A 22,466-nucleotide genomic window follows, 5' to 3' on the forward strand; every position below is an offset into this window, starting at 1 on the left:
CCCTCCCCCACCGGGGTCCTTCCCGGCCTGCCCGGCGCTATGTCACGCTATGTGGTGATTGGTCGGCCACTCCCCCACCGACAGGAGTTGCGTTCTGTCAGCATTTGTCCGCCCCACTCGGGCGACGGCGCGCCGGGCCTTCCAGGGGCTCGTCCTGCTCAGCGTGCTCGCCGTCGCACCGCTCACCTGGGCGCATCTGGACAGCGCGGGGCATCGGCTGGTCGCCGGTGAGCCGGGCGAGCGGGCCTGGACGGCCGAGGTGCCCGTCGCCGAGGCGGCGCTCGTCCTGGGGGCCGGGCTGATGGGCGGAAGGCCGTCGCCGATGCTGGCCAGACGGCTCGACCTGGCCGCCGACCTGCTGGCCTCCGGCCGGGTCGGCGCCCTGCTGCTGTCGGGCGACAACAGCAGGCGCGAGTACGACGAGCCGACCGCCATGCGCGACTACCTGCTGGCCAAGGGTGTGCCCTCCGGGCGCATCGTGCTCGACTACGCGGGCTTCGACACCTGGGACTCCTGTGTCCGGGCGAAAAAGGTGTTCGGCGCCACGCACATCACCGTCGTCACCCAGCTCTTCCACCTGCCACGAGCGGTGGCCTTGTGCCGTACGGCGGGCCTGACGACCTTCGGCGTGGGCGACGACTCGGCCCGCAGATGGCCGGGCCCGACCTACGTCTATGCGGCCAGGGAGTTCGCCGCGACGGGCAAGGCCGTGCTCGACGCCCTGGTGCTGCGCTCGGACCCGCGCTTCCCCGGGCCGCCCGAGACCTCGCTGACCGCCGTGCCCGCCAGGGACGGATAACCTACTGGGCAGGCCAGCCCTGGCCGTAGCCGGAGGAGGAGCCCGTGCCGAAGTGCCGTTCGCCCTGGGCGTGCGAGCTCGGGTGGTGCGAATCCGGTGCGCCCGGCGCGTAGCCGGGAGGCGGGGTGCCCTTGGCCGCGGCGGCGGCGTGGCGCTCGGGGATCGGGAAGTCGGACCTGGCCGCGCTCATGCACTCCAGCAGCGCCCGCTGCTCCTCGTGGAAGGTCGTCTCGTCGACCAGCCGGGTGGCGCCGCGCTCGTGCAGCAGGCCGAGCTCGGTGGCGGCGAGCTGGTAGTCGCTCATCGCGCGCAGCCCGGCCCTGCCGCCGTGCGCCTTGGCCCACTGGCGGGCCTGACGCCGCCGGGAGAGCGCCGACAGCATGTAGATGTCGGCCTCGTTGACCAGCCGGGTCGGCTCGTAGGCGGGCAGGTAGAGCTGGATCAGCGCCACGATGCGCCGCCTGTCGCGCACCACCACGCCGATGAGCGCGAACAGCACGACCAGCAGCACCAGGTAGGCCACGACCAGGCCGGGGAAGCCCCCGTAGGAGGCGAGACCGTTCCACATCCCGTGCAGGACCATCGCGCCGATCCATCCGGCCAGGATGATGAACACCCGCTCGGGGCCGGTGCGCCTGGCGGCGTAGGCGACCGCGATGCCGATCATCGAGGTGAACAGCGGGTGCGCGAACGGCGTCAGGATGCCGCGCAGCACGACCGTGACCGCGAGCCCCTGCGCGCCCTGGGTGCCGAAGGCGGAGATGTAGTAGCTGACGTTCTCGCTCATCGCGAAGCCGAGGCCGACCATGCTGGCGTAGATGATGCCGTCGGTCGGCCCGTCGAGCTCGGCACGGCGGAAGCGCAGCAGCCCGAGCAGCACCAGGCCCTTGAGCGTCTCCTCGACCACGGGCGCGCCGAAGGTCGCCGCGATGTTGCGCGCGTTGCCCGGCGAAAGGCCCGCGGTGTCGATGATGTAGTGCAGGTTGAGGGAGTTGATGATGCCCGCGACGAGCACGGCGATGCCCGCGCCCCACGCGAAGGCGAAGATCAGGTTGCTGCGCGGCTCCGGCTCCATCCGGTCGAGGGCGAGCACGGCGGCCAGCAGCAGGGGCACCGGCGCGAGCGCGAGGGCCAGGGAGATGAAGAACTGGACGGGAGCGCCGTTGAGCACGTCGAAGGAGAAGGAGACGAGCGCGCATATGCCGGCGAGGACGAGCCCTACGATCAACGCTACGGACGGGCGGTCCTTGAACACCCAGCGTGCATCACGGGAACTCATAGGGTGACTGTAACCGATCAGCTGTCAGCTGTCCCTCTGAGCTGCCGCGACTTGATCGGAAAGCGCTTTCACCCAGGGCCTGCCTCACAACCCCAGACGGGCGGCGAGCAGGGCCGCCTGCGTCCTGTTGTCCAGGCGCAGTTTGTCCAGAACGCGCGAGACGTAGGTCCGCACGGTCGAGCCCGCCAGATGCAGCGCGCCCGCGATCTCGGCATTGGCCATCCCCCTGCCGAGGCAGGCGAGGATCTCGCGTTCGCGCTCGCTGAGCCGCTCCAGCCCGTCGGGCGGCGCGGGCGTGCGGACGACCCTGTCGATCATCGAGCGCAGCAGCGTCGGCGCCACCACCGGGTCGCCCCTGCCGACCGTCTCGATCGCCTCGATGAGCACGCCCGGCCGGTTGGCCTTGAGCATGAAGCCGTCGGCGCCCGAGCGCATGGCCTCCTCGAAGCTGATCTCGTCGCCGTGCGCGGTGAGCACGAGCACACGGGGACGCGGCCGCAGCGCGCGCAGCCTGGGCAGCGCGTCGAGGCCGCCCATCACCGGCATCGCCAGGTCGAGCAGCACCACGTCGGGGGCCAGCAGCCGGGCGCGCGAGACCCCCTGACCGCCGTCGGCGGCCTCCCCCACCACCTCGATGCCGGGCGCGCTCGCCAGGATCGCGCCCAGGCCCGCCCGTACCAGCGGATCGTCGTCGACGACCAGCACCCTGATCATGCCGGGCCCCGTACGGGCACCCTCGCGGTGAGCACGAACCAGCCGCCGGGCGTCGGGCCCGCCGCCAGCTCGCCGCCGAGGGCCGCCGTGCGCTCGGCCAGTTCGATCAGACCGTAGCCCGTGCCCGGCGCACCCGGCCCGGCCAGCTCGTTGGTCACCTCGACGACGACGTCGCCGCCGTCCAGACGTACCTCCACGCTCACGCCCGCGCCCGGCGCGTGCTTGGCCGCGTTGGTGAGGCCCTCGCCCGCGATGCGGTGCACCAGGAGCTGCACGTCAGGCGGCAGCCGCCGCAGGCCCTCGTCCATGCGCAGCTCGACCGGTGTGCCGACCGAGCGGAACCAGCAGGCCAGCAGGTCGATGCCGTCGATGTCGCCCGCCTCGCGCGCGATGAGGTGCGGATTGGGCGAGCGCAGCACCCTGCCCCACTCGTGCACGCTGGCGAGGGCGTGCTGGGCCCGCTCCTGCACCACGACGGCCTGCTCGCGCACCTGCTCGTCGGGGGCGCCCGCCTCCAGGACGCCCGCGGCGAGCACGGTGAGCGTGACCTGGCGTGCGACCGTGTCGTGCAGGTCCTTGGAGATCTTGGCACGTTCCACCTGCGCCGCCACCGCCGCCCGTTGCTGTGCCTCCAGGGCCAGCAGCCGCGTGGCCTTGCCGTAGGCGTGCACCTGGGCGCCGACCCAGGCCGGGATCAGCACCAGCGCCGCCATCCTGACCACCGCGAACACCACCCAGCCCCACCCTCCGGCCAGGCAGTCGACGACGACGAACCCCGCACCGGCCAGCACGATCCAGCCGCGCCCAGGCGAGTCGAAGATCGAGGTGAGGCTGTAACAGGCGAACGCCAGCGGGATCGGCTCCCCCGTCGCGGCGAAGCACAGCAGCCCGACCGGGATCAGCAGCGGCCCGAGCTTCCTGCGGAAGGCGAAACACACGGCCGTGGCCAGCACGACGACGAGTGCGCCGTCCTGGTCGAGGCCGGGAAGCACAGCACGCCACTGGGTGCGCGCGGCCGCGACCGTGTAGACGGCCAGCGTCGCCGCGAGCCCCAGGTCGAGCGCCCACTGCCTGGGCAGGCGACCGGCCACGAACCCCCCGATTCGATGCGACTCCCTCGGGTCAGCCTACGCGCTGGTACTCCTGGCGCAGTCGCAGCCTGCCTCTGTGCAGCAGCGCGGCGGCGGCGCCCTCGCTGATACCGAGCCTCGTGGCGATCTCGGCGTGCCCCCGCCCTTCGACCTCGCGCCAGCGTACGGCGAGCCTGGTGCGGTCGGGCAGGCGGCTCCAGGCGGTCACGGCCCGCTCGTGCGCGGGTGTGGCGGCGTCCCCGGCGGCGTGCAGGCTGCGGTCGGCGCCCCAGGTGGCCTCGGCGGCGTCGGCCCGGCGCGTCCTGTCGACCTCGGCGACGGCGGCGCGCCTGGCCGAGACCGCCAGGTAGGCGGCGACCGACTGGCGCGGCCCGCCGCCCTCGCGCAGCGCGCGCCACAGGCCGACGAACACCTCTCCGGCCGCTGCCTCGGCGTCGGTGCCGTGCGGGTCGCAGATACGGCGGGCCACCGCCAGCACCCTGTCGTGGTGCAGCAGCCACAACCGCTCGAACGCCTCACCCCGGCCCTGACGCGCCTGCTCGCACAGCAGCGCGTCGCGCGACTCCTCCTGCTGCCCGCTCCTCTCGCTCATGGCCCCGAAGCTAGGAACGCCCGCGGGCCCGCTCTGTGGACGCGTGTCGACACCGTGTGGACGGATGTCGCCTGTTCAGGCCTCCAGGGCCACCTGCTGGCCGCCCGCGGTGAGCTCGGCGTTGCGCCGGGTCTTGGCCCAGCCCCCGCGCCGTCGCAGCAGCCGGTAGAAGGCACGCCAGGCCGTCACGTAGAAGGCCGCCAGGTACAACGGGTAGGCCAGCCCCCAGCCCACACCGCGCCACCACGACTCCCCCGTGAGCACCAGCCGACGGTACCTGGGCCCCCACAGCGCGAACGGCGCCACGCCGAAGGCCATGAGCGAGGTCAGCGACCACAGCCCCAGCGTGCTCTGACCGGCGGCCAGCAGGGCGATCGGCACCGGGTAGACGAAGCTGGCCACGATGTGCAGCCACGGCTGCATCAGCGTGTAGGTGATCTCACTCGCCGACCTGAACGGCAGCAGCCGCCACACCCGCGGCAGGTAGGCGGCGCACTCCATGTTGCCCTGCGCCCACCGGGTGCGCTGCACCAGCAGGCGGCGGGTGTCGTACAGGCCCTCCTGCTCGACGAACGTGGCCCGGGTGAACGCCGTGCGCATCCCGGCCAGCAGCAGGTGCAGGCCGAGCTCGAAGTCCTCCAGCAGCGAGCCGCGCCAGGGGCCTTCGCCCTCGTCCACGGCCGCGAGGGCGTTCAGCCTGGCGAACTGGCCGTTGCCGCCGAGCGCGATGCTGGCCGTGCCGCGCCGCAGGCTCTGCAGGGCGGCGACGGGCGCGCGGAACTCGATGTCCTGCATGCGCACCAGCGTGCGGGCGTAGAGGTTGCGTGCCCGTCCCGACCCGGGGCGCGGCCTGCGCTCGTCCCTGTTGACCATGCGCACCTCGATCTGCACCGCGTCGACCGCCGGGTCGCCGAGTATCGCGGCCAGCACTTCGAGACAGTTGGGCGCCGGTCGCCCGTCGGCGTCGAACACGCCCACGACGACGTTGCCCGGGTCGCGGCCCCCACGCCAGTCGAGCAGCGCGTGGTAGGCGGCGTTCAGCGCGCCCGACTTGCCGGTCCTGGCGTCGGGCAGCCGCCTGCGTACCAGGTGCACGAGGGGGTCGCGCTCGGCGTGCGAGGCGGCGATGCCGGCCGTGCGGTCGCCGGAGTCGTCGTCGACCACCCACACGTGTGCCTGCGGCAGCGCCGCGCGCAGATAGGCGATCGTGTGGCCGATCACCGCCTCCTCGTCCCGGCACGGCACCAGCAGATGCCACTCCAGCGGCGCCGGATCGCCGAGCCTGACGCGCCCCACCCGCCCGAACGTGGCCAGCAGCACCAGCAGCACGACCAGGAACAGCCCGCTGAGCAGCAGCGACGCCACCAGCGCCGCCGCGAGATACCCGCTCATGCCGCCGCCGCTCGCTCCAGGTAGGCCTGTGCGACGTCGGCCACCCGCCTGGCCGCGAGCCCGTCCCCGTACGGCGAGGCCACCTCCAGCAGGTCGCGGCCGATCAGCTCGCGTGCCGCCTCGCCGATGCGCGAGGGCGTGACGAGCCTGGCGAAGTGCTCCATCGACTCGGGGCGCTCGGTGGAACGGCGGACGACGGCCAGCGGGCGCTTGAGCACCGTGACCTCCTCCTGCACGCCGCCCGAGTCCGAGACCAGCAGCGCCGCGTGCCTGGCCAGCGAGAGGAACCTGGCATGGCTCAGCGGCTCGGTGACGACGAGGCCCTCCAGCGACTCCTGCCGCCGCCGCAGCGCCTTGCGCGTGCGCGGATGCAGGGCCAGTACGACGGGCAGCGGGAGCGCGCGCAACTCGGCCAGGATGCGGCCGAGCACGGCGGGGTCGTCGGTGTTCTCCGGCCGGTGCACGGTGGCCAGCACGTAGCCGTCGGGGGTCAGGCCGAGCCGGTCGAGTTCGGCCAGCCTGGCCGACATCAGCGGCAGCCTGCCGGTGACGGCCTCGACGACCGTGTTGCCCGTCACCACGACGCGTTCGGGCGCGATGCCCTCGGCGGCGAGGTTGTCGGCGTTGTGGCCGGTGGCCGCGCACAGCACGTCGGCCAGGTGGTCGACCAGGATCCTGTTGTGCTCCTCGGGCATGGCCCGGTCGCGGCTGCGCAGCCCGGCCTCGACGTGCACCAGCGCGATGTCCCTGGCGTTGGCGGCCAGGGCTCCGGCGAGGGTGGCGTTGGTGTCGCCCTGGACGATCACGACCTCGGGCGGGTCGGCCTCGAACAAGGCGTCGAGCTGGGTCAGCGCCAGGCCGATCTGCACCGCGCGCGGGCGGCCCGCCACGCCGTGCAGGGTGATCGGCTCGGCCAGGCCGTACTCGGCGAAGAAGCCCGCCGACATGCCGTCGTCATGGTGCTGGCCGGTGTGGTAGATCCGTACGGGGATCCCCCTGTCGCCGAACTCCTTGATCACTGGAGCCAGCTTGACGATCTCCGGCCTGGTGCCGAGCACCACAGCGACGTGCATCTCTTCCTCCGACTGAACGAACGGTGTCGTCCATGGGGAGGGGCGAGATGCCCCGTTTCATACGGTGATAGCGGTCACACCAGCAACGCGTCGACGGCGACGGCGAGGAAAAGCAGCGCCAGGTAGGCGTTGGACCAGTGGAAGAAGCGCATGGGACGCAGGTCGACGCCGGTCTTGCCCGCCTTCAGCCTGCCCCGCAGCCGGTAGACCTCGACCAGGCACGCGACGCCCAGCACGGCGGCGACCACCGGGTAGAGCAGCGTGGTGCCCGCCACCGGCCACAGCAGCAGCGAGCACGCCACGGTGGCCCAGGTGTAGAGGATCGACTGACGCACGACCTCGGCCTCGGTCGCGACCACGGGCAGCATCGGGATCTCCGCCGCCGCGTAGTCGTCCTTGTAGCGCATGGCCAGCGTCCAGGTGTGCGGTGGCGTCCAGAAGAACACCACGCCGAACAGCACCAGCGGCGCCCAGTCCAGGCGACCGGTGATGCCCGCCCAGCCGATCACCACCGGCATGCACCCGGCCAGGCCGCCCCACACGATGTTCTGCGAGGTGCGGCGCTTGAGGAACATCGAGTACACGAAAATGTAGAACAGGATCGCCGCCGTCGACAGCACGGCGGCCAGCCAGTTGGTGGTCAGCCACAGCCCGGCCGTCGACAGCACGCCGAGCACGATGCCGAAGATCAGCGCGTTGCGCGGCGTCACCTGGTGGCGGGCCAGCGGGCGCTTGCGGGTGCGGCGCATCTTCACGTCGATGTCGCGGTCGATGTAGCAGTTGAGCGCGTTGGCGCTGCCCGCCGACAGGGTGCCGAAGACCATCACCGAGATCGAGGTCCACAGATCGGGCAGGCCCCCGGCGGCCAGGAACATCACCGGCAGCGTCGTGATCAGCAGCAGCTCGATGACACGCGGCTTGGTGAGCGCGACGTAGGCCTTGACGACGGCGCCGAAGGTGCGCGGCATGTCGTCGGCTGCTGCGGCCGTCGCCTGCTTGTTGGTGAGCACCGTCAAGGCGCTTCCAGCACGTGCGGAGTCAACGCGTAACCTCGTGATTGGATCCGTGGACGCCTCTCATTACCCCGGACGTCACTGCGAACAAACAAACTGTAGTCGCAGGGGTGGGCGGTCCGGCCACAGGGGGCACAAGCCATCTGGGGGCCCGGCTACCACGGGGTAGCGGAACAACCCGTTAGGGTCCGGTGTTGGCGGGAAAAAACGCCAGACCGGCGTCACCATACACAACGAGATCCGGAGACAGAGCACTTGAGCAGCGAACTCGTGCCAGCCCTTGAATGGAACGACCTGGACCGGCAGGCGGTTGACGTCGTGCGGGCCCTGGCCATGGACGCGGTGGAGAAGGCGGGATCGGGCCACCCCGGCACCGCCATGAGCCTGGCGCCCGCCGCCTACCTGCTTTTCCAGCACACGATGCGCCACGACCCCTCCGACCCGACGTGGGCCGGTCGCGACCGCTTCGTGCTCTCCCCCGGTCACTCCAGCCTGACGCTCTACATCCAGCTCTACCTCTCCGGCTACGGCCTGACCCTTGACGACATCAAGGACCTGCGTCAGTGGAACAGCCTGACGCCGGGCCACCCCGAGCACGGCCACACCAGGGGCGTGGAGACGACGACGGGCCCGCTGGGCCAGGGCGTCGGCAACGCGGTCGGCATGGCGATGGCCGCCCGCCGCGAGCGCGGCCTGTTCGACCCCGACGCGGCGCCCGGCGCCTCGCCCTTCGACCACCACATCTGGTGCATCGCCTCCGAAGGCGACATCGAGGAGGGCATCAACCACGAGGTCGCCGCGCTGGCCGCCCACCAGAAGCTCGGCAACCTGACCGTGCTGTTCGACTCCAACCACATCTCGATCGAGGACGACACCCAGATCGCGCTGTCGGAGGACGTCGTCGCGCGCTACGAGGCCTACGGCTGGCACACCGCGGTCGTCGACTGGACCCAGACCGGCGACTACGTCGAGGACGTCCAGGCGCTGCACCAGGCGCTGGAGGCGGCCAGGGCCACGACCGACAGGCCGTCGTTCATCCGGCTGCGCACGATCATCGGCTGGCCCGCGCCGAACAAGCAGAACACCGGCAAGATCCACGGCTCGGCCCTGGGCGCCGACGAGGTCGCCGCGACCAAGCGCGTGCTCGGCCAGGACCCCGACAAGAGCTTCGACGTGCCCGAGCAGGTCCTCCAGCACGCCCGCGAGGTCGTCGCCCGCGGCCGTGAGGCCCGCGCCGAGTGGGACAAGGCCTATGCCAGCTGGCGGCTGGCCAACGAGGAGCGCGCGGCCGAGTTCGACCGCATCTCCGCGCGCGAGCTGCCCGCCGACTGGACGAGCGCGCTGCCCGAGTTCGAGGCGGGCTCCTCGGTCGCGACCCGCAAGGCGTCGGGCGAGGTGCTCAACTCGCTGTCGCGGGTGCTGCCCGAGCTGTGGGGCGGCTCGGCCGACCTGGCCGAGTCCAACAACACCACGATGAAGGGCGAGCCCTCCTTCATCCCCGAGGAGTACCAGACCAAGGAGTTCCCGGGTCACCGCTACGGCCGCACGCTGCACTTCGGCATCCGCGAGCACGGCATGGGCGCCATCCTCAACGGCATCGCCCTGCACGGCGGCACCCGGCCCTACGGCGGCACGTTCCTGGTCTTCTCCGACTACATGCGGCCCGCCGTACGGCTGGCGGCGCTGATGAAGCTGCCCGTCACCTATGTGTGGACGCACGACTCCATCGGCCTGGGCGAGGACGGGCCCACGCACCAGCCGGTCGAGCACCTGTGGGCGCTGCGCGCGATCCCCGGGCTCGACGTGGTGCGGCCCGCCGACGCCAACGAGACGGTGGCGGCGTGGAAGACCGTGCTGGAGCACACCGACAGGCCGGCGGCGCTGGCGCTGACGCGGCAGAACCTGCCGGTGTACCCGGCCAATCCCGAGGGCGTGGCCAAGGGCGGCTACGTGCTGCAGGAGGCCGGCTCGGGGGTGCCCCAGGTGATCCTCATCGCGACCGGCAGCGAGGTCGAGCTGGCCGTGGGGGCGCGCGAGATCCTGGAGGGCGAGGGCATCGCGGCGCGTGTGGTGTCGATGCCGAGCGTGGAGTGGTTCCAGGCGCAGGAGGAGGGCTACCGGCACTCCGTCCTGCCGCCTGCGATCAAGGCGCGTGTCGCGGTCGAGGCGGGAATCGGCCTCGGCTGGCGCGAGTTCGTGGGAGACGCGGGGGAGATCGTGAGTCTCGAGCACTTCGGCGCCTCCGCACCGTACAAGACGCTTTATGAGCAGTTCGGCCTCACCGCCGAGCACGTGGCGGCGGCCGCGAAGGCCAGCCTCGCCAAGACGACGGAGAAGTGAAGAAGATGAGCGAGAACCTGAAGAAGCTGTCCGCAGCCGGCGTTTCGATCTGGCTCGACGACATCAGCCGCGAGCGCCTGCGCACCGGCAACCTGGAGCAGCTCATCCGCGAGAAGAACGTCGTGGGGGTCACCTCCAACCCGACGATCTTCCAGGGTGCGCTGGGCAAGGGCGACGCCTACGACACCCAGCTGCGCGACCTGGCGCTGCGCGGGGTGAGCGTCGACGAGGCGGTGCGGGCGCTGACCGCCTACGACATCCGGTGGGCGGCCGACGTGCTGCGCCCGGTCTACGACGCCACCGGTCACGTCGACGGGCGCGTGTCCCTTGAGGTGGACCCGCGGCTGGCCCGCGACACCGACAAGACGGTCGCCGAGGCGCGTGCGCTGTGGTGGCTGGTCGACAGGCCCAACCTGCTGATCAAGATCCCGGCCACGCTGGAGGGCCTGCCCGCGATCACGCAGGCGATCTCCGAGGGCATCAGCGTCAACGTCACGCTGATCTTCTCCCTGGAGCGCTACCGCGCGGTCATCGACGCCTGGCTGAGCGGCCTTGAGCAGGCCAAGGCCAACGGCCTCGACCTGGCCTCGATCGAGTCCGTCGCCTCCTTCTTCGTCAGCCGCGTCGACTCCGAGATCGACAAGCGCCTGGACAAGCTGGGCAGGCCCGAGCTGAAGGGCAAGGCCGCGATCGCCAACGCCCGCCTGGCCTACGCGGCGTTCGAGGAGATCATGAACTCCGACCGCTGGGCCGTGCTCAAGGCGGCGGGCGCCCGTCCGCAGCGCCCGCTGTGGGCCTCGACCGGCGTCAAGGACCCGGCCTACTCCGACACCATGTACGTCGACCAGCTCGTCACCGCCGACACCGTCAACACGATGCCGGAGAAGACCCTCGACGCCACGGCCGACCACGCCGCGATCACCGGCGACACCGTCAAGCCGTTCTACGAGGACGCCTGGAACACCATGGCGGCGCTGAAGGACGCGGGCGTCGACTACGACGACGTCGTCAACTCCCTTGAGGAGGAGGGCGTGCAGAAGTTCGAGGCCTCCTGGAACGATCTGCTGGACAGCGTCACGAAGAAGCTGACCGCCTGATGGATGTGACCTACGAAGACGGCGAGGTGGCCGAGCTGGCCGCCTCGGCCGTCCGTGGGCTCACCCAGGAAGGTGTGCCCGCCAAGCTCGCCGCGGGCGACCCCACGCTGTGGGGCCCGGCGGCCGAGGCCGAGGCGGCCCGCCGCCTCGGCTGGCTCAACCTCCCCCTCACCTCGCGCGAGCTGCTGCCCGAGATCGGCAAGCTGGTCGAACGGGCCCGCGCCGAGGGCCTCGACCATGTCGTGCTGGCCGGGATGGGCGGCTCGTCCCTGGCGCCCGAGGTCATCGTCAACTCCGCCGAGCTGGCGCTGACCGTGCTGGACACCACCGACCCGGGCCAGGTGCTGCGCGCCCTGTCCGACCGGCTGGACCGCACGATCCTGGTGATCGCCAGCAAGAGCGGCTCGACCGTCGAGACCGACAGCCACCGCCGCGTCTACGAGCGGGCCTTCACCGAGGCCGGCATCGACGCGGCCGAGCGGATCGTCGTGGTCACCGACCCCGGCTCGCCGCTGGAGCAGATCGCCCTGGACAAGGGGTATCGCGTCCTGCTCGCCGACCCGAACGTCGGCGGGCGCTACTCGGCGCTGTCGGCGTTCGGCCTGGTGCCGAGCGCGCTGGCGGGCGCCGACGTGGGCGTGCTGCTCGACGACGCCGCCGAGGTGGCGCCGCTGCTGGCGGGCGATGAGGGCAATCCCGGCCTCGCGCTGGGTGCGGCCATCGGCGCCGCGGCCCTGGCCGGGCGGGACAAGCTGCTGCTCGACGACGCGCTGTCGGAGATCAACGGCCTGCCCGACTGGATCGAGCAGCTCGTCGCCGAGTCGACGGGCAAGCAGGGCAGGGGCGTGCTGCCGATCGTCGGCGCCGACCGCACCGACGCGCCCGACCAGCTGGTCGCGGGCATCGACGGCGACGGCGACGTGCGCGTCGACGGGCCGCTCGGCGCCCAGTTCCTCATCTGGGAGTACGCCACCGCGATCGCGGCCAGGCTGCTCGGCGTCGACCCCTTCGACCAGCCGAACGTCACCGAGTCCAAGAACAACACCGCCAGGCTGCTGGCGGGCGGCGAGGTCGTCGTGGACGCGCCGGTGCTCGTCGACGGGCCCGTCGAGGTGCACGGCGCGCTGCCCGAAGGCGTCAAGGACCTGCCCGGCGTGCTGACCTGGCTGCTGGAGGCCGTGCCCGACGACGGTTACCTCGCCGTGCTGGCCTATCTCGACAGGCAGGCGGCCTTCGACGCGCCGGTGCGCGAGGACGCCTCGTTCGAGGAGATGACCGACGCGTGGATGGCGGCCGACCCGGCGACGCTGCGGGCGCTGCTCGCGGTGCGCACCGAGCGGCCGGTCACGTTCGGGTGGGGGCCGCGCTTCCTGCACTCCACGGGGCAGTACCACAAGGGTGGACCGCAGAACGGGGTGTTCCTGCAGATCACGGGGGTGGTCGAGGTCGACGTCGAGATTCCCGGCAGGTCCTACACGCTGGGCGGGCTGCAGCTCGCCCAGGCGCTCGGCGACTTCGGGGCGCTCGTGGAGCGCGGGCGGCCCGCCGTACGCCTGCATCTGACCGACCGCGTGGCGGGCGTCACGCGGCTGCTCGAAGCCGCACGGGAGGTGTGACGGTGACCGGAGTGAACCTCGACAGTCTTGAGCCTGGCGCGCCGGTCGAGGAGGCGCTGACCGCCGCCTTCGCCGCCGCGAGCACGGCCACCACGCTGGAGGCGGCGGCCAACAACCCGCTGCGCGACCCGCGTGACAAGCGGCTGCCCAGGGTGGCGGGGCCGTGTGTGCTGGTGCTGTTCGGCGTGACCGGCGACCTGGCCAAGCGCAAGCTGCTGCCCGCGATCTACGACCTGGGCAACAGGGGGCTGCTGCCGCCCGGTTTCTCGCTCGTCGGGTTCGCCAGGCGTGACTGGGCCAACCAGGACTTCGCCGCGCTGACCCACGACGCGGTCAAGGAGCACGCGCGCACGCCGTTCCGCGAGGAGGTCTGGAAGCAGCTCGCCGAAGGCATCGTGTTCGTGCCTGGCGAGTTCACCGACGACGGGGCGTTCGACGCGCTGTCGATGGCGCTGAAGGAGATCGACGAGAGCCGGGGCACGGGCGGCAACTACGCCTTCTACCTGTCGGTGCCGCCGAAGTTCTTCCCCACGGTCGTCGAGCAGCTCAAGCGCACGGGCCTGGCCAACGCGCCTGACGGTTCGTGGCGCAGGGTGGTCATCGAGAAGCCGTTCGGGCACGACCTGGAGTCGGCGCACGAGCTGAACTCGATCACCAGCGCGGTCTTCCCCGAGTCGTCGGTGTTCCGCATCGACCACTACCTGGGCAAGGAGACCGTCCAGAACGTCATGGCGCTGCGGTTCGCCAACACGCTCTACGAGCCGATCTGGAACCGCAACTATGTCGACCACGTCCAGATCACGATGGCCGAGGACATCGGCATCGGCGGCAGGGCCGGGTACTACGACGGCATCGGCGCCGCCCGTGACGTGATCCAGAACCACCTGCTGCAACTGCTCGCGCTGATCACGATGGAGGACCCGAGCACGTTCGAGTCCGACGCGCTGCGCCGGGAGAAGGAGAAGGTGCTCAAGGCGGTCCAGCTGCCCGCCGACCTGAAGCTCGGCACGGCGCGCGGCAAGTACGCCGCGGGCTGGCAGGGCGGCGAGAAGGTCGTCGGCTATCTGGAGGAGGAGGGCATTCCGGCCGACTCCATCACCGAGACCTACGCCGCCATCAAGCTGGAGATCGCCAACCGCCGCTGGGCGGGCGTGCCGTTCTACCTGCGCACGGGCAAGCGTCTGGGTCGCCGGGTCACCGAGGTTGCCGTGGTGTTCCAGCGGGCGCCGCACCTGCCCTTCAGCAAGGACGACACCGAGATCCTCGGCCAGAACGCGCTGGTCATCCGGGTGCAGCCGGACGAGGGCATCACGGTGCGGTTCGGCTCGAAGGTGCCGGGCACCGCGATGGAGGTACGCGACGTCTCGATGGACTTCGCCTACGGGGAGTCGTTCATGGAGTCCTCGCCCGAGGCCTACGAGCGGCTGCTGCTGGACGTGCTGATCGGCGATCCGCCGCTGTTCCCGCATCAGCGCGAGGTGGAGCTGTCGTGGAAGATCCTCGACCCGATCGAGGAGTTCTGGGCCACGCAGGGCCAGCCTGAGGACTACCCGTCGGGCACCTGGGGCCCGCCGTCGGCCGACGAGATGATGGCCCGCGACGGCCGAGTGTGGAGGCGACTGTGACCTCGTTCATGCTGACGGGCACGACAGCGGGCAAGATCTCGGCCCAGCTCACCCATCTGCGGCACAAGATGGGCGCACCGGCCATAGGGATGGTGCTCACGCTGGTCGTGGTGTGCGACGAACGCGACCAGTACGACTCGGTACGCGCCGCCACCGAGGCAGCGCGCGAGCATCCTTCGCGCATCCTGGTGGTGATCCCGCGCGAGAGCGACGAGGCCAACCGCCTGGACGCCGAACTGCGCATCGGCGAGTCGACCCCGGGCGAGGTCGTGGTGCTGCGCCTGTACGGCGAGCTGACCTCGCACGCCGACTCGGTCGTCAGCCCGCTGCTGCTGCCCGACACCCCCGTGGTGGTCTGGTGGCCGGGCACGGCTCCGGCGGTGCCCGCCGACGACCCGATCGGCATGCTGGCCCAGCGCCGCATCACCGACGCCAAGTCGGCGAGCGACGGGGTCAAGGCGCTGGTCACCAGGGCCAAGGGCTACCACCCCGGCGACACCGATCTGGCCTGGGCCAGGCTGACCCCGTGGCGCAGCCTGCTGGCCGCGGCCTTCGACCAGCCGGTCGGCAAGGTCAAGAAGGGCTTCGTCGAGGCGGTGGCCGGTCATGCGAGCGCGCCGCTGCTGGCGGCGTGGTTGTCGGAGCGGCTCGGGGCGCCGGTCAAGGTGTCGGACTCGGCCGGGCCCGGCCTGACGTGTGTCAGGCTGACGCTGGCCGAGGGCGGCGAGATCGCGGTGACCCGCAACGACGCGCGTCAGGCCTCGCTGGCCAGGCCCGGTCAGCCCGACCGGCATGTGGCCCTGGCCCGCCGGGTGACCTCCGAGCTGCTGGCGGAGGAGCTGCGCAGGCTGGACTCCGACGAGGTCTACGAGTCGGCGGTCAAACGCCTGGCCCGCAGCCACAAGTCCTGAAAAATCCGTGGATCGACCGGTGGCCCCGCTGCTGCAGCGGGGCCACCGGCGTCTGCATCGTCATCGAGGGGCGCCCGGGCCGAACGGCCGGGCGTGAAAGGTAGATCTGTGAGCGCAGTACCCACGGTGGTCGTCCACCGCGACGCCGCCGTCCTGGCCGACGCGGTCGCCGCCCGTATCATCACCCGGCTCGTCGACGTGCAGGCGGCGCGCGGCTCGGCCTCGCTGGTGCTGACCGGCGGCTCGGTCGGCATCGCCACGCTGGCCGCCATCGCCGCCACCCCGGCACGCGACGCCGTCGACTGGCGTCACCTGGACATCTGGTGGGGCGACGAGCGTTTCCTGCCGTCGGGCGACCCCGAACGCAACGAGACCGGCGCCCGCGCCGCCCTGCTCGACCATGTCGACCTCGATCCCGCCCGGGTGCACGTCATGCTCGGCCCCGACTCCGGCCTGAGCGCCGAGGAGTCGGCCGAGGCCTACACCGAGGAGCTGCGCAAGGCCGCACGCCCCGAGGACCACGGCCCCGTGCCCTCCTTCGACGTCATGCTGCTCGGCATGGGCCCCGACTCGCACGTCGCCTCGCTCTTTCCCGGCATGCCCGCCCTCTACGACGAGCGTCCCGCCGTCGCCGTACACGGCTCGCCCAAGCCGCCGCCCACCCGCGTCTCGCTGACGATGGCGAGCATCCACGCCTCGCGCGAGGTCTGGGTGGTGGCGGCCGGACAGGAGAAGGCCGGAGCGGTACGGCTGGCGCTGGCGTCGGACTCCGGGCCGGTCCAGGTGCCCGCCGCCGGGGCGAGGGGCAGGCAGGCGACGCTGTTCCTGCTGGACCGGGCGGCGGCGTCGAAGATCCCGGCCGGGCTCGGGCGCATCGCCTCTCCCTGAGCGTCTCCCCCGGCGGGGAGGTGTTCGTGATCGCGAAGTGAGGGCGCGAAACGGGGCGCGTCCTTAAGATGTCCGTCATATGCGCGCTTCTGGCGAGGAGAGGCGATGACGGAGCGTTCCATCACCGTGTTGCATCTGGAGGGCCCCCGGTTCGGCGCGGAGGGGGTGGCGACGCCGCCCAAGCTGGCCACCGCCCTCCTGGCCGACCTCGCCGCGGGGCCGCCCATGCGTCCCGATCTCATGGTGGTGGCGGGCGCTCTCACCCATGGGGCCAAGCCCTCGCAGTTCGCCCAGGCGCGGGAGTGGCTGAGGCGGCTGGGCGCGGAGCTCGGCCTCGGGCCGGGCCGGGTGGCCATGACGCCGGGCGAGAGCGACGTCAACCTGGCCAAGTGCCAGGGGTACTTCCTGGAGATGCAGGACGAGGAGCAGGGGCCGGTCCCGCCGTACTATCCCAAGTGGCGGCCCTACGCTGAGATGCTTGAGGAGTTCTACCAGGGGCTCGCGGACGCTCCTCGTTTCCTGCCCGACGAGTACTGGTCGATGCTGGTGGTGCCCGAGCTGCGCACGGTGGTGGCGGCGATGAACTCCACCGAGGCGGTCAGCCATCTGGGCGGGCAGACGGGCCGCCACCAGCTGGGCGAGCGGCAGACGCGGTGGTTCGCCGACCGGCTGTGGAGCTATCGCAGGGACGGCTGGCTCAAGCTCGGCGCCGTGCACGGCTATCCAGCCACACCCGTGCTCGACCTGGTGCTGAACGGTCCCGCGCAGTCGTCGGGCGGCTACCGGCTCGTGCGCGTCTCGCCGTCGGGGTTCGAGTCGGTCTGCAGGCGCCCGGCCCAGGGAGAGCGCTGGACCACGGCACCGGCCCCCGCCCTGCCGAGCCGCCCGGCGGACGCGCCCGCGCTGTTCGGCACGCCCGCGACCGGGGAACGCGCGGTCGTCGTCGGCGGGGACAACACCGGCGTCATCATCACCGGCGACCTGGACGCGCGCCTGCCCCCGCCCGACGACCTGCTCTCGCGTGTCTGGCGCATCTGCGAGGAACGCGAAAAGGGCGCGAGGGTCGAGCCCCAGCGCCACGTCAAGGGGCTTGCGTACCTGCGCGTCACCGCGGCCAGCGAGTCGTGGGTCTCGGTGTACCCGGTGGGCGTGCACGCGGGCACCCCCACCGAGGACGTGCTGCGCGCCTTCACCGAGGAGGTGCACGAGAGCTACCGTGCCGGCGGCCTGGCCACGGCCTCCTATCTCGTCTACGACGGCGCCCCCGCACCCGACGACCTGCGTGAGCACGCCCGCGCGAAGGGCGTCAAGCTGCAGAGCCTGCTGGAGTTCCAGGGCTTCTACGACCTGCGCCCCTACGCGAGCCGCCAGGCCGAACGCCTGGCCGCCGACCCCGTCTACCCCTCCCGGCTCTATGTCGAGCAGCGCTTCAGCGTGCTCGGCCAGGCCACCTCGGCCGGAACCGTCAGGACCGGGCTGCTGGACCAGCTGCGCATGTGGGCGGGCGACGCCGACGGGCGCTTCGTCGTCGTGCTCGGCGAGTTCGGGCACGGCAAGACGTTCCTGCTGCGCGAGCTGGCCAAGCTGGTGCACACCCGGCAGGAGCCGCCGCTCATCCCCGTGCTGATCGAGCTGCGCCACCTGGACAAGTCGCACAGCCTGGAGCAGATGCTGGCCGCCCATCTGACCCTCGGCGGCGAGGAGGTCATCGATCTGCGCACCCTCCAGGGCCTGATCAAGGGCGGGCACGTGCTGCTGCTGTTCGACGGGTTCGACGAGCTGGCCGTACGGGTGACGTACCCGGAGGCCGTGAAGCATCTCGCGACCATCATCGGGGCCGCGCAGGACAAGGCGAAGATCGTGCTGTCCAGCCGTACGCAGCACTTCCTGACCGATCAGGAGGTGGAGACGTCGCTGGCGCTGAAGCTGGGCGGGGTGCATGGGCGGCGGCTGGTCAAACTGCTCGACTTCGACGACGGCCAGATCCTGGCCTACCTGACGCAGCGGCTCGGCGGCGAGGCCCCGGCGCGTGAGCGCTACGAGCTGCTCGAACACGTACGCGACCTGCTGGGCCTGTCCCACAACCCGCGCATGCTCGACTTCATCGCCAGGCTCTCCCCCGAACGCCTGCTGTCGATCCAGGAGCGGCGAGGCGTCATCACCGCGGCCGATCTCTACCGCGAACTGCTGGAGCAATGGCTGATCCACGAGTACGAAAGGTCGCTGGCGCCGGGCGGAGCGCCTCCGCTGACCAGGCAGGAGCGCTTCGACGCGGTGTCGCGGCTGGCGCTGCGCATGTGGGAGACCGGCGAGCGCACCGCGGGTGTGGACGACCTCAGCATGATCTCGCAGGCGCTGTCCGACCTGGCCGACAGGCAGCTCGAACCCGACGAGGCCGTTCACATGATCGGCTCGGGCACGCTGCTGGTACGCGGGGAGCACAGCAGGTTCTCCTTCGTGCACGGGTCGGTGATGGAATGGCTGGTCGCCGATCAGATCGCGATCAGGCTGCGGGCCGGTGAGGCCGACCCGGCGGGGTTGCGCTCCAGGGCGCTGTCGGAGCTGATGGCCGACTTCCTGACCGGTCTGGCCGGGCCGGACCTCGTCCGGGAATGGGCCGACCGCACGTTGTCGGCGGGCGACGCGTCGCACGTGGCCGCGGGCAACGCCCTGCTCCTGCGGGAGCGGCTGCCCCAGCCTCCGGTGGAGGCCCCCGCACCCCCCGCGCCGCCGCTCTCCCTGCCCGGCGCCGACCTGCGCGGTTCGGTCGCGCTCGCGGACGGCGACCACCAGGGCGCGAACCTGGCGGGCGCCGACCTGCGCCATGCGACGCTCTCCGGGGCCGACCTCACCGGGGCCGACCTGTCGGGCGCCGACCTGCGTGGCGCCTCGCTGGTCCCCACGGCCGAAGGCAGGCACACCGTGCTCGCCGACGCCGACCTGCGCGACGCCGACCTGTCGGGAGCCAGGCTGATCGGAGCCGACCTGCGCGGGGCCCGGACCGAGGGCGCCAAGTGGTGGCTGACGGCGACAGCCGGCATGCAGGGGGACACACGGCCCAGCCCGCCGCCCGATCTGCAGTTCTCCGCTGAGAGTGGCCGGGACGCGGGCCTGGTCTGGCACCCGAGCGGCACCCTGATCGTCACCAGGGCCGGACACCAGCTCCAGATCTGGGACGCGAACGGCATGCCGGTCCGCCGGGTGTGCGCGCAGGACAACGAGCCCGTCAGGTCCTACGCCTGGACCGCCGACGGCGAGCACCTGCTGATGCTGACCGACAGCGCGATCCAGCGCTGGACACCTGCGACCGGCGACTACCACAGCACTCCAGCAGACCAGGGCAGAAGGCTGAACACGCTCGGGTCGGTGGTGTGGAGCCCCCAACGCACTCTCCTCGCCGAGATCGACAGCTGGGGCGTCACCGTGCTGAGCGTCACGGGCGAAGTGGTCGCCTCCCTGCCCGCGGACCTCATGTACGGCTTCAGCGCGGCCTGGCATCCCGAGGGGCGCGAACTCGCCGCCCTCACGAGTGACGGCTCCCTGCGGCTGTGGAACCTGGACAGTGGTCGGGAGACGACGTCCGATCTCGGCTATCGCCCGATCTACAGCCTCGCCTGGCACCCGGTGGAACGCCTGCTGCTGGCCCGGCACAGCGACACGTCGGGGCTGCTCGTGGATCCCGACAGCGGGGAGCTGGTCGGCACCTTTACCGCAGGGATCGGCTCGACCCTGGCCACCGACCCCGGAGGAAGAACGCTACTGGCCAGTTCCGTGGGCGGGACACTGGAGATCCACGAACTGGACACCGGCAGGCTCGTCGCCTCGGCCGACAGCGAGCACCCCGTGCTGCGGGAACTGCGGTGGAGCCCCGACGGCTCCAGGGTGGCGGGAATCGTCCACGACGGGATCCTCGTGTGGGATGCCGACGGCTCCCGCGTGCCCGGCGCGTCACCTCCCAAAGCGTCGGAGGCCGCAGCCCTGTCCTGGACGGCCGAAGGCGAACTGGTCAGTGCGCACCCCGATCACGGCGTCCTGCAGTGGAGTCTGGGCGCGGGTGTCGCCATCCAGCTCCACGCCCCCTTCGTCACGCGCCGCGCGATGGCCCTGCAACGCCACGGCGGCCTCCTGGCGGTCGCGGAGAGTTCCAAGATCGACATCTGGAACCTCGGTACTACCACCGTGAGCCAGACCATCCCGTTCGGGAGCTCCCACGTCGCCTCGCTCGCCTGGCATCCTCGACGGCGGCTGCTGGCCGTGGCGGACTTTCAGGGCGGCCTCATGCTGGGGTTTGATCTGGGCTTGAGATCCGGGCCCGCGCAGGTGTCGCAGATGGCCTGGCATCCCGACAAGGCGCTGCTCGCCGCCGCGTATCACAGGGGCGGGCTGACGTTGTGGGATGAGCGCGGGAGCGCCCCCGTCACGGCCCGCGAGTTCTCCGATGTCGCACTCACCGCCCTGGCCTGGCATCCTTCCGGGCGCTTCCTCACGTGCGTCGGATACAGCAGGCTTTGGCATTGGACGTGGAAGGTGGGCGAAACGGCCTCAGTCACCGGCGAGTCCGAGGTGATCAACAGATCGGCCGCGTGGAGTCCCTCCGGTGCGCGGCTGGCGATCGGCAGGGAGGACGGCAGCGTACAACTGTGGGACGCCTCCGGGACCGAGCTCGTCACCACCCTTCACGGCCCCCGGACCACGATCGCCTCGCTCGCCTGGCATCCCGGCGGTCAGCACCTGGCCGCCGCCGGATCGGACGGCACGATCAGGCTGTGGGACCTGACGGTGGCCGGCGCCCCTTCCTATGTCACGCTCCTGCCCATCCCCGACGGCTCGGCCGCCTTCAGCGCCGACGGGCTCACCTACAAGTTCTGCGGCGATCCGACCGACGTCTTCTGGTGGGCGGCGGGCCTGGTGACCTACAAGCCGGGCGAGCTCGACCCGTACACGCCGCGGATGCGCCGCGTGCCCTACGACACCCCGCTGGCCGAACTACGCTGAGACGGCGTCGATCTCGGCCAGGACCGCGCGCTTGCCCTGCTCGCTCATGTACGACGCGTTCACCCCGTTGCGGGCGAGCTGCGCCAGTCCGGCCCGGTCCACACCGAGATGCCGGGCCGCCGCGCGGTACTCCCCCGTCAGCGTCGTCCCGAACATGGGCGGGTCGTCGGAGTTGAGCGTGACGAACAGACCGGCCTCCAGCAGGCGGGGCAGCGGATGCTCCTCGATCCGGGCGACCTGGCCGGTGCAGACGTTCGAGGTCGGGCAGACGTCGAGCGGGAGCTGCCGCTCCTTCAGGTAGGCGACCAGGCGGTCGTCGTCGAGGCAGCGGATGCCGTGGCCGATGCGTTCGGCGCCGTAGCCCTCGATGGTCTCCCAGATGGTCTCGGGACCGCTCATCTCACCGCCGTGCGGCACGCTGTGCAGCCCGGCGTTGCGTGCGGCGGTGAAGGCGTCCCGGTAGGCGTCGCGGTAGCCGGGACGGCACTGCTCGATCCCGCCGATGCCGAAACCTACCAAGGCCGAGGGAGGTTCCTCCAGGGCGTGCTTGACGGTGATGGCGGCGGCCTCCTCTCCGAACTCGCCGGGGATGTCGAAGATGTAGGCCATCTGCACGCCGTAGGAGGCGTAGGACACGTGCGCGGCCAGGTCGAGCGCCTCGGTGACGGCGGTCATCGGCAGGCCGACCAGCCAATGGGAGTACGGCGTGACCTGCAGTTCGACATAGCGCGTGCGCTGGGCGGCGAGGTCGCGGGCCAGGCCGGTGACCAGGGTCGCGATGTCCTCGGGCTCACGGACCAGCGAGTTGACCGCCAGGTAGACCTCGGCGAAGTGCGGGAAGTCGCGGAAGGTGTAGAACTCGCGCAGCTGCGCCTCGTCCGTCGGCACGCCGTTGCCTGGATGCCTCCTGGCCAGTTCGAGCACGGTGGGCAGCGAGGCCGACCCGACCAGGTGAACATGCAGTTCGACCTTGGGCAGGGCGTCGATGAAGTCGTCCATGCCGCCCGACGATAGGCGGCTGCGCCGTCACCGGGACAGAGG

At 71.5% G+C, this 22,466-nt stretch carries 16 protein-coding genes; 8 read left to right on the forward strand and 8 right to left on the reverse strand.

Features of this window, described 5'->3' with window-relative positions; translation table 11 throughout:
• Positions 1-163 precede the first annotated feature (163 nt).
• Complete coding sequence (locus tag ACTWNK_RS27305; RefSeq protein ID WP_474307404.1) at positions 164-799, forward strand: SanA/YdcF family protein; 636 nt, start codon at positions 164-166, stop codon at positions 797-799.
• 1 nt (position 800) lies between these two features.
• On the opposite strand, the gene ACTWNK_RS27310 is transcribed toward ACTWNK_RS27305, so the two are convergent.
• The 7 genes from ACTWNK_RS27310 to ACTWNK_RS27340 form a co-directional block, all read right to left on the reverse strand.
• On the reverse strand, positions 801-2,078 hold the full coding sequence (locus ACTWNK_RS27310; protein WP_474307405.1) for a PrsW family intramembrane metalloprotease: 1,278 nt from the start codon (positions 2,076-2,078) through the stop codon (positions 801-803).
• An 84-nt stretch (positions 2,079-2,162) separates the two neighbouring features.
• A complete protein-coding gene (locus ACTWNK_RS27315) occupies positions 2,163-2,792 on the reverse strand; it encodes a response regulator (RefSeq protein WP_474307406.1) in 630 nt (209 codons plus the stop codon).
• Complete coding sequence (locus ACTWNK_RS27320) at positions 2,789-3,883, reverse strand: sensor histidine kinase (RefSeq protein ID WP_474307407.1); 1,095 nt, start codon at positions 3,881-3,883, stop codon at positions 2,789-2,791. Before ACTWNK_RS27320 ends, ACTWNK_RS27315 begins: the two co-directional genes overlap by 4 nt.
• A gap of 31 nt (positions 3,884-3,914) precedes the next feature.
• The gene (locus ACTWNK_RS27325) at positions 3,915-4,475 is read right to left on the reverse strand and encodes an RNA polymerase sigma factor (RefSeq protein ID WP_474307408.1); all 561 of its coding nucleotides are present in this window, start codon (positions 4,473-4,475) and stop codon (positions 3,915-3,917) included.
• Between the two features lie 75 nt (positions 4,476-4,550).
• Complete coding sequence (locus ACTWNK_RS27330; protein WP_474307409.1) at positions 4,551-5,867, reverse strand: glycosyltransferase family 2 protein; 1,317 nt, start codon at positions 5,865-5,867, stop codon at positions 4,551-4,553.
• The gene (gene wecB / locus ACTWNK_RS27335; protein WP_474307410.1) at positions 5,864-6,940 is read right to left on the reverse strand and encodes a non-hydrolyzing UDP-N-acetylglucosamine 2-epimerase; all 1,077 of its coding nucleotides are present in this window, start codon (positions 6,938-6,940) and stop codon (positions 5,864-5,866) included. The genes ACTWNK_RS27330 and wecB overlap by 4 nt, the downstream gene beginning before the upstream one ends.
• A 74-nt stretch (positions 6,941-7,014) precedes the next feature.
• On the reverse strand, positions 7,015-7,956 hold the full coding sequence (locus ACTWNK_RS27340) for a heme o synthase (protein WP_474307411.1): 942 nt from the start codon (positions 7,954-7,956) through the stop codon (positions 7,015-7,017).
• 330 nt (positions 7,957-8,286) lie between these two features.
• On the opposite strand from ACTWNK_RS27340, the gene tkt reads away from it, so the two are divergent.
• The 7 genes from tkt (at position 8,287) to ACTWNK_RS27375 (ending at position 21,425) form a co-directional block, all read left to right on the forward strand.
• Complete coding sequence (tkt, locus tag ACTWNK_RS27345) at positions 8,287-10,293, forward strand: transketolase (protein ID WP_474310995.1); 2,007 nt, start codon at positions 8,287-8,289, stop codon at positions 10,291-10,293.
• 5 nt (positions 10,294-10,298) lie between these two features.
• Complete coding sequence (tal, locus tag ACTWNK_RS27350) at positions 10,299-11,390, forward strand: transaldolase (protein WP_474307412.1); 1,092 nt, start codon at positions 10,299-10,301, stop codon at positions 11,388-11,390.
• Positions 11,390-13,006, forward strand: a complete 1,617-nt coding sequence (locus ACTWNK_RS27355; RefSeq protein ID WP_474307413.1) for a glucose-6-phosphate isomerase — start codon at positions 11,390-11,392, stop codon at positions 13,004-13,006. The genes tal and ACTWNK_RS27355 overlap by 1 nt, the downstream gene beginning before the upstream one ends.
• Positions 13,007-13,101: 95 nt before the next feature.
• Entirely contained in the window at positions 13,102-14,631 is a 1,530-nt protein-coding gene (zwf, locus tag ACTWNK_RS27360; protein ID WP_474310996.1) for a glucose-6-phosphate dehydrogenase, read from the forward strand.
• Between the two features lie 8 nt (positions 14,632-14,639).
• Positions 14,640-15,542, forward strand: a complete 903-nt coding sequence (locus ACTWNK_RS27365) for a glucose-6-phosphate dehydrogenase assembly protein OpcA (protein ID WP_474310998.1) — start codon at positions 14,640-14,642, stop codon at positions 15,540-15,542.
• A gap of 108 nt (positions 15,543-15,650) precedes the next feature.
• Positions 15,651-16,430 (forward strand): 6-phosphogluconolactonase, encoded by a 780-nt coding sequence (pgl, locus tag ACTWNK_RS27370; RefSeq protein WP_474307414.1) that lies wholly within the window; start codon positions 15,651-15,653, stop codon positions 16,428-16,430.
• 105 nt (positions 16,431-16,535) lie between these two features.
• Positions 16,536-21,425: a pentapeptide repeat-containing protein gene (locus ACTWNK_RS27375; RefSeq protein ID WP_474307415.1), complete on the forward strand. Its 4,890-nt coding sequence runs from the start codon at positions 16,536-16,538 to the stop codon at positions 21,423-21,425.
• On the opposite strand, the gene add is transcribed toward ACTWNK_RS27375, so the two are convergent.
• Entirely contained in the window at positions 21,417-22,424 is a 1,008-nt protein-coding gene (gene add / locus ACTWNK_RS27380; RefSeq protein WP_474307416.1) for an adenosine deaminase, read from the reverse strand. The genes ACTWNK_RS27375 and add overlap by 9 nt on opposite strands.
• Positions 22,425-22,466: the final 42 nt, after the last annotated feature.

Source organism: Nonomuraea sp. IBHARD001 (assembly GCF_056106265.1).